This window comes from Pseudorhodobacter aquimaris, assembly GCF_001202025.1.
GTDB lineage: Bacteria > Pseudomonadota > Alphaproteobacteria > Rhodobacterales > Rhodobacteraceae > Pseudorhodobacter > Pseudorhodobacter aquimaris.
The window spans coordinates 1-7,387 of sequence record NZ_LGHS01000003.1; the positions used below are offsets into that span (position 1 = coordinate 1).

Annotated in this window: 9 protein-coding genes and 1 tRNA gene; 4 read left to right on the forward strand and 6 right to left on the reverse strand. The window is 59.5% G+C overall.

Translation table 11 applies throughout. The annotated features are described in order from the left end of the window. The first annotated feature begins 29 nt into the window (after nucleotides 1-29). From AKU94_RS00030 to AKU94_RS00040, 3 genes are all read left to right on the forward strand, one after another. Nucleotides 30-308 (forward strand): hypothetical protein, encoded by a 279-nt coding sequence (locus tag AKU94_RS00030; protein ID WP_050525335.1) that lies wholly within the window; start codon nucleotides 30-32, stop codon nucleotides 306-308. Between the two features lie 73 nt (nucleotides 309-381). Continuing rightward, a complete protein-coding gene (locus AKU94_RS00035) occupies nucleotides 382-1,056 on the forward strand; it encodes a YcbK family protein (RefSeq protein WP_050525329.1) in 675 nt (224 codons plus the stop codon). Continuing rightward, nucleotides 1,053-1,307 carry a hypothetical protein gene (locus AKU94_RS00040; RefSeq protein ID WP_050525330.1) on the forward strand — a complete coding sequence of 85 codons (255 nt, stop codon included), beginning with the start codon at nucleotides 1,053-1,055 and terminating at the stop codon, nucleotides 1,305-1,307. The genes AKU94_RS00035 and AKU94_RS00040 overlap by 4 nt, the downstream gene beginning before the upstream one ends. Nucleotides 1,308-1,846: 539 nt before the next feature. On the opposite strand, the gene AKU94_RS00045 is transcribed toward AKU94_RS00040, so the two are convergent. From AKU94_RS00045 to AKU94_RS00065, 5 genes are all read right to left on the reverse strand, one after another. After that, nucleotides 1,847-2,314, reverse strand: coding sequence for a DUF411 domain-containing protein (locus AKU94_RS00045; RefSeq protein ID WP_083444860.1), 468 nt, complete (start codon nucleotides 2,312-2,314; stop codon nucleotides 1,847-1,849). A gap of 13 nt (nucleotides 2,315-2,327) precedes the next feature. Next, nucleotides 2,328-2,927, reverse strand: coding sequence for an SCO family protein (locus AKU94_RS00050; protein ID WP_050525331.1), 600 nt, complete (start codon nucleotides 2,925-2,927; stop codon nucleotides 2,328-2,330). Beyond that, nucleotides 2,909-3,379, reverse strand: a complete 471-nt coding sequence (locus AKU94_RS00055) for a copper chaperone PCu(A)C (RefSeq protein ID WP_050525332.1) — start codon at nucleotides 3,377-3,379, stop codon at nucleotides 2,909-2,911. The genes AKU94_RS00050 and AKU94_RS00055 overlap by 19 nt, the downstream gene beginning before the upstream one ends. Nucleotides 3,380-3,382: 3 nt before the next feature. Beyond that, a complete protein-coding gene (locus AKU94_RS00060; RefSeq protein ID WP_050525333.1) occupies nucleotides 3,383-3,973 on the reverse strand; it encodes an SCO family protein in 591 nt (196 codons plus the stop codon). 148 nt (nucleotides 3,974-4,121) lie between these two features. Further along, nucleotides 4,122-6,389, reverse strand: a complete 2,268-nt coding sequence (locus AKU94_RS00065; RefSeq protein ID WP_050525337.1) for a heavy metal translocating P-type ATPase — start codon at nucleotides 6,387-6,389, stop codon at nucleotides 4,122-4,124. 86 nt (nucleotides 6,390-6,475) lie between these two features. Between AKU94_RS00065 and AKU94_RS00070 the strand changes: the two genes are divergently transcribed. Beyond that, nucleotides 6,476-6,913, forward strand: a complete 438-nt coding sequence (locus AKU94_RS00070; RefSeq protein ID WP_050525334.1) for a MerR family transcriptional regulator — start codon at nucleotides 6,476-6,478, stop codon at nucleotides 6,911-6,913. Nucleotides 6,914-7,152: 239 nt separating this feature from the next. Here the strand turns inward: AKU94_RS00070 and AKU94_RS00075 are convergent. Beyond that, nucleotides 7,153-7,229: transfer RNA gene (locus AKU94_RS00075), tRNA-Met, on the reverse strand. Nucleotides 7,230-7,387 lie beyond the last annotated feature (158 nt).

The window sequence follows — 7,387 nt, forward strand, 5'->3', positions numbered from 1 at the left end:
TGAGTGACGAGCCCAACCTTTTTGAAACCATCGCGCAAGCCTTCCGTGACAATGGCCTGACCGCAGCTATCACTGCGCTGATCGGCGGGATCATCGCCCTGCTGGCATCCGTGACGCGCAAAGCGTTCACAAATGACGCGATGCTGGTCCGGCTTGACCGCGAACTTCTCGCCGAGCGCAACCGCGTGGACCGCCAGCGCGCCGAGGACCGCAAGGGCGACGCCGACCGGCTGGAACGCATCGAGACCGACATCCGCGCCATGCGCGATCTGATGTTTGAGGCCTTCCAGCGCGGCCGCACCGACTGACGCGCCCCCAAGACCACCCCTGACCTGTCCCCCACCCGCCCCAGAGGCGGGTTTTGCATTTTTGGAGAACCCCATGCCGACCACGACCTACGCCCATTTCCGCGATGTGCCTGAATCTGCCTGGCGCTGGCCCAGCTTCTCCCCAGCCGAGATCGCCTGCCGTGGCACCGGCGCGATCAAGATCAACACCGAAGCCATGGACAAGCTGCAATCCCTGCGCAATCGGCTGGGCAAACCGCTGATCGTGCGCTCCGGCTATCGCAGCCCCAGCCACAACCGCGCTGTCGGCGGTGCTCCGGCCTCCAAGCACATGCTGGGCACGGCGTTTGATATTGCGATGTCAAACCATGATCCGGCAACCTTTGCCGAAGCCGCCCGCGCAGTTGGCTTTCTCGGCTTTGGTACATACCCTCGTTCAGGCTTCATGCACATCGATCTCGGGCCAGCCCGAAGCTGGGGCGAACCCTTCCCCGTTCGCGCCACGCCCTTCGTGCCGGAGATCGCTCCTGCCCGCGAGGTCCTGGCCGACAGCCGCACCCTGAAAGGCGGTGGCGCGGCGGGTGTTGCTACTGTCGGCGCTGCCGGTGTTGAAGCGGCGCAAGACGTCTTGGCAGAAACCCAAACCGCTATCCTGCCCCTGGTGCCCTACCTCGACACACTGCGCTGGTTGTTCATCGCCGTGGCGCTGATCGGCATTGCTGTCACAATCCATGCCCGGATCGATGATTGGAAGCGAGGCCAGCGATGATCGGCTGGATCCCCACCATTCTCGCCAGCGCCCCGGCGCGCAGATCGCTGGGTTTGTTTTTGGCCATCGGCACCCTCGCCCTGTTTCTGCTCAACCTTCGCCGCGCGGGGGAACGCACGGGGCGGCTGGCTGAACGCCTTTCAACATCGGAGAATACCCATGAAATCCAACGCCAAATGCTGGACGCCGCCAGCCGTCGGCCTGCTGATCGCGATGCTCTGGTTGAGCGCATGCGGGGCGGGCAGTTCTGACTCGAAGGCAGCTTGTCCTCCAGTTGTCGACTATAGCCCGACCGAGCAAGCAGATGCTGCGGCTGAAGTCGAAATGCTATCAGTAACATCGATGGTGATGCGGATGCTCAGCGATTATGCCGTCCTGCGCGAGCAAGCGCGGGCGTGCAGGTGAAAGACGGGCCAGGCAAGATTGCCCTGCAGGAAGCGCCAGACGCCCCAACCGCAGAGCCACGCCCGGTCCATTTTACGGATCGACATTTCCAAGGCACAGGGGTTTGCCGTACGCATATCATGGTACACGCCGACGCCGCCTGTCGCGCGCGATTTAGGGCGCTAGTGTAAACATGTTCCGCAAAACCAATGAGGTCGAGGCAAATCATCTTACATACAAGTAAAGAACACAGTGGCTTGATGCACTTGCTGTATTGCCATTCGCCAAAAAAGAACGCGCGATAGAATCGTCACATTGGATCTAAGGTATGCAGAGCCGCCACTACCATTCCTTAAGGACAGGCAAGATGTGAATGTGTGCCGGAACCCTGTACGGCACGATGGGTCTACGCAGCCTCATAACGCGAAAAGACTTCGGTCGTGCCGTCGCGCCGGATCAGGAATACGTCATATTCCTCGCGTTCGCTTTCCGGACCCATCCCTGGTGAGCCGTAGGGCATGCCAGGAACGGCCAAGCCGATGGCGTCCGGACGCTCGACCAGAAGACGTCTAATATCGGACGGTGGCACGTGGCCTTCAAGCATATACTGATCAATCCGACCGGTATGGCACGAGATCATGTCCTGCGGGATGCCGTTGTCCGATTTGTAGCGCATCAGCAATGTTCCAAGGCTGTCCTCGGTGGTGACCGTAAAGCCTTCAGCCTGCAAAACATCGACCCAAGCCGTGCAGCATCCGCAGTTTCGATCCTTGACGACATGGATGGCTGCCCCTGCGGCAAAGGCTGGGCGGGCGATGGCTGTGGCCCCGGCAATCAGCATCAGGTGGCGGCGTGTGAAGGTGGTAATTGGCATAGTTAGCTCCTTTTCAGGCCAGAATACGGCGTAGTTTTGGAACAGCGAAACGCCGATCCTCATGGAAGTCAATGATGCTGGCAAATTGCCCGTTGGCATGAAATAAGAAAACGCCCGCTGTGTGGTTCATGGTATAGTCGCCGTCGCCCGCAGGCTCCTTCTTAAAGCTGACGCGAAAGTCAGCGGCCGCGCGGGCGGTAGCACCCACGCTTCCAGTCAGGCCGATGATGCGCGGGTCGAAATGGGATACGTAATTTGCCAGCGCATCCGGCGTGTCTCGCTCCGGATCGACCGAGATCAGGGCGGTCGTCAGCCTGTCCGCGTCCGGGCCGAGGGCCTCCAACCAGTCGGCGATATCAAGCAGCGTGGTCGGGCAGACGTCGGGGCAATAGGTAAAGCCAAAAAACACCATTGCAGGGCGTCCCCGCCAATCTGCGGGTGTGACCTCCTGCCCGACGTGATTTATCAGACGCCAGTCCATTGATGTCAGGGGCAATGGTAAAAGCGGGTTATGGACGGAGCGGTTGCGCGTCCTCCACGCCCCCAGCCCCAGCGTGAAAGCCGCAGCCCCTGCCAATCCGGCAAGGGACAGGACTATTTGGCGTCGTCGCACGCCGCCGCCTCCACCCGCATCGACAGAACATCAACACTGACATCAAGGCTGCCTGCTTGCTCGAACGTCAAAGTGATCGGAAAGGTTTCGCCCTCCTTCAGCACGTTGGTCAGGCCCATGAGCATCCCATGAAAGCCGCCAGGCGACAGGACCACTGTCTGGCCCGCCGGAACGGGAACCGATGCGGCATGCGGCATCGACGCTATCCCATCAGTGACAACGGTTTCGTGCAACATGGGCATGCTCGCAGCGGGTGTTGTGAGGCCGGTAAGGGCGTCATCCGTGGTGCCGTTGTTTGTAATTTCCAGATACAGAACCCCGGGCCGATCGGTGCCGATGGAGGCGCGGGACCATGCGTGTTCGACGCTGATATCGCCAATTGTGAAAGTTTCACAGGCTTGTGCCATCGGGGCCGCAAACAAGAGTGACAGGGCAAGAACGGTGTTTTTCATTGGTCACAACCTCGTATTCAGATCGAAAAGTATTTCAGTGGCGGGTGTGCCGTAGTCGTATTGGCGCAACCAATCACCTTTCGGGCCGATAAGGTAAAGGGCTGAGCTATGCGACATGGTGTAGCCACCTGCGGCATTCGGCGCATCCTCGCGCGCAAAGAAGATCCTAAAGCTTTCGGCGGCGGCCTGTGTGGCCTCGATGTCGCCTGCCAAACCCAGAATTTCGGGGTGAAAGGCTTGTGTAAAGCTGTCAATGCCCAGCCTGCGGTCCCGCTCCGGGTCGATCGAAATGAAGATGGGTTGCACCTTTGCCGCAGCATCGCCCAGATCGTCCATCACCTGCGCCATCTCGGACAGCGTGGCCGGGCAGACATCGGGGCAATTGGTGAAACCAAAGAAGACGAGCTGAAACTTGCCCGCGAATTCGTCTGTTGTGCGAAGCTGGCCTGCGCTATCGGCCAAAGAAAATGCAGGCTGAAACGTGGTTTCTTGGGTTTGCGCGTTCATTTGTGGTCGCAGAATCAAGGCACCATAGGCCAGGGCCGCAAGCCCGGCCATGATCCAAAGTCCGATCTGTATATGTCGAAGCCTCATAGTGGGCTATCTCCTGTAGCGATTGTCATTGCAACCAATATTGCGCATCGGCTTTCATCACTCTCGGCAACGTGGCCCTGATCCAGCGAGGTGAGTTTTAGCGGCAGCTGAGCTATGCCCGCCCGAACATCCGGACAATGGCATTGCCTCAACCCTCCCGCTCAGGGTTAAAGCGCAACAGGCGCAGCGCGTTCAGGGTCACCAGCACGGTGGCGCCGGTATCGGCCAGAATGGCAATCCACAGCCCGGTGATCCCCAACACCGAGGTTACAAGAAAGACCGCTTTCAGCCCCAGTGCCAGCGTCACGTTCTGGCGGATGTTGGCCATCGCCGCCCGCGCCAGCCGGATTTGCGCTGGCACATCCGTCACCCGGTCACGCAGAATGGCGGCATCGGCGGTTTCCAGCGCCACATCGGTGCCCGATCCCATCGCCACGCCAACCGACGCCTGTTTCAGCGCGGGCGCGTCATTGATGCCGTCACCAATCATCATCACATGACCGGTCTCACCCATCTTCTTGATCGCCGTCAACTTGTCCTCGGGCATCATTTCCGCTTGAAACTCAATTCCGAGGTTGCCCGCTATGGCCGCAGCCGTCCGCAGGTTGTCGCCTGTCAGAACCACCGGGGTGATCCCCATGGCGCGCAACTGGCGCACAGCATCGGCGGCGTCCTGGCGCGGTTCGTCCCGCAGCGCAAACAAGGCCAGCGGCTCGCGGGCGCGGTAAAGCACAGCAACCGTCTTTCCCTCTTCCTCCAGCGCTGTCGCGCGCCGCAACCCAATACCGTCCAGACCGTCTTGTTCCATTGCATATTTGGGGTTGGTAACCCACACAGATGCGCCATCAATCACCGCCTCGACCCCTTTGCCGGGGATCGCGCGGGCGTCTTGCGCCGCCACTGCAGGGGCATTAGCATCCTTGGCCTTACCAGAGATCGCCAAGGCGAGCGGATGGCTGGACCCTGATTCAACCGCTGCGGCAAGCGACAGCACGACGCTCTCATCCAGCGGCCCCAGCGTCACCACATCCGTCACCACCGGGCGGCCATGCGTCAGGGTGCCTGTCTTGTCAAAAGCGACATGGGTGGTCTTGGCCGCAGCCTCAATCACCGCCCCGCCCTTCATCAACAGCCCCTTGCGCGCGCCCGCAGACATGGCCGACGCAATCGCCGCAGGCACCGAGATCACCAACGCACAGGGGCACCCGATCAGCAGAAGTGCCAATCCACGATAAACCCACGTGTCCCACGGTTGACCAAACATAAGGGGGGGCACGAGGATAACCAGCGCGGCCACACCCACGATCGCAGGCATATACCAACGGCTGAACCGGTCGATGAAGCGTTCGGTCGGCGCGCGGGCCTCCTCGGCTTCCTCGACAAGTTGGATGATGCGCGAAATCGTGTTGTCTTGCGCGGCCTTGGTCACCGTGACGCGCAATGCGGCTTCGGTATTGATCGAGCCTGCAAAGACAGCATCCCCCGGACCTTTGGTGCGCGGCACGCTTTCGCCCGTCACCGGGCTTTCATCGATGCCACTGGTTCCAGATGCAATATCGCCATCTGCTGGAATACGGTCACCGGGACGCACGAGAACGATCTGGTCTATGGTCAGCGTTTCAGCGGGCACCTCACGGGTAACGCCGTTTTCCTCCAGCAGCGCTGTCTTGGGCACAAGGTTTGCCAATGCGCGAATGCCGTCACGCGCTTTGTTGGCCGCAACCCCTTCCAGCACTTCGCCGACCGCAAACAGGAACACCACCAGCGCCGCCTCTTCTGCTGCGTTGATGAACAGCGCGCCAATGGCGGCGATGGTCATAAGGCTTTCGATGGTAAAAGGCTGGCCGACGCGCAGCGCGGCAAAGGCCCGTTTGGCCACGGGTGCTACACCGATGAGGCAGGCGATGAAAAACGCCCAATAGCCGATCTCGGACGAAGTCAAAAGTTCGATGCCCCAGGCGACCACCAGAAGAATACCGGTCACGATGACCAGTTGGCCCTTGGAGGTCTGATACCAACGCTTGCCCCTGTCGGCGGGGTCATCATGCACATGGCCTGCACTGCCGTGACCCGCATCAGGGCTGGGTTTAGGGTCATGGTCATCGCCGTCGTGATCGGAATGATCCTGCGCACCCGCCTGCTCGGGCATTACAAACCCCTTGCGCGCGGCGGCCTCACCCTTTGGTGCAATGCCGTAGCCAAGCGATTTGACCGTCGCCTCAACCCGCGCGCGTGGCGTTTGCGCCTCATCCAGTGTCAAGCGCAGGCGTTCGGTCATCAGCGCCACGCTGATACCAGACACGCCCGGAAGCCGCCCCACGGCATCCTTGATCTTGTTGGCACAAGATCCGCAATCCATGCCGGAAACGGTCCATTCACAACTGCTATCGGTTTGGTCAAGGGGTGGCGTGGTCATATCTGTCTCCGGTTTGGTCAAGGCATTGCTCTTATTGATTCCCATGCTTAATGTCTCTAGCAACTAGAGGTTCAAGAGGTTTCTTCATGCTGACCATCGGAAAGTTGAGCAAGACTGCCGGCGTCAAGGTGCCGACGATCCGTTATTACGAAGAGATCGGTCTATTGCCAGAAGCGGAGCGAAGTGCCGGAAACCAGCGGCTTTATGGCACCGCCACAATGGACCGACTGTCCTTTATCCGTCACGCCCGTGATCTGGGCTTTACGCTGGAGGCCATCCGCGATCTGCTCAGCCTGTCCGACACCCCCGATCAATCCTGTGCGGCGGCTGACCAGATCGCAAAGGCACAACTTGTCGCTGTGCGGGATCGCCTTGTCCGCTTGCGGGCACTGGAAGTTGAGCTGGAACGCATGATCGTCCAATGCGCGCAGGGCACAATCGCAGATTGCCGCGTGATTAAAGTGCTGGGCAATCATGACCTTTGCAGCCACGAGCACAACCAAAAGGACCAAGCTGTCCAATGACGCCATCGTTTAGAAACGTATCTCTGCTTCTGACCGATATTGGTTCTGCATAGCAACACCCACTAGGATGCAGTTGTGGTGCCCTTTGAGGACCAGCGCGACTGATCATGGCAAAACGCAAAAAGCCCCCACTTTTCAGGGGGACTTCTAAAACGTTGACTCAGCGTTGACTCGTTTTTGCGCGGGCTATACACAAGTGTTTTTGTCGGATTCTAACCATTTGGAAAGGTTAGGTAATTTGGTTGCGGGAGTAGGATTTGAACCTACGACCTTCAGGTTATGAGCCTGACGAGCTACCGGGCTGCTCCACCCCGCGACGGTTGGGCGCAGATTTGGGCCCTATTTGCCCCATTTTATTGATTTGGGGTTTATTTTGTCATCGTTATGAGAGTTACGTTTCTTACTAGGTTTGGCGGTGACCTACTCTCCCACGTCTTAAGACGCAGTACCATTGGCGCGGCGGCACTTAACTGC

What these genes read in the sequence shown, in the direction of transcription:
- AKU94_RS00070 (WP_050525334.1), top strand. Translation starts at nt 6,476, where the DNA reads ATGCTGACCATCGGAAAGTTGAGCAAGACTGCCGGCGTCAAGGTGCCG.
- AKU94_RS00045 (WP_083444860.1), bottom strand. Translation starts at nt 2,314, where the DNA reads ATGCCAATTACCACCTTCACACGCCGCCACCTGATGCTGATTGCCGGG.
- AKU94_RS00065 (WP_050525337.1), bottom strand. Translation starts at nt 6,389, where the DNA reads ATGACCACGCCACCCCTTGACCAAACCGATAGCAGTTGTGAATGGACC.
- AKU94_RS00060 (WP_050525333.1), bottom strand. Translation starts at nt 3,973, where the DNA reads ATGAGGCTTCGACATATACAGATCGGACTTTGGATCATGGCCGGGCTT.
- AKU94_RS00055 (WP_050525332.1), bottom strand. Translation starts at nt 3,379, where the DNA reads ATGAAAAACACCGTTCTTGCCCTGTCACTCTTGTTTGCGGCCCCGATG.
- AKU94_RS00040 (WP_050525330.1), top strand. Translation starts at nt 1,053, where the DNA reads ATGATCGGCTGGATCCCCACCATTCTCGCCAGCGCCCCGGCGCGCAGA.
- AKU94_RS00035 (WP_050525329.1), top strand. Translation starts at nt 382, where the DNA reads ATGCCGACCACGACCTACGCCCATTTCCGCGATGTGCCTGAATCTGCC.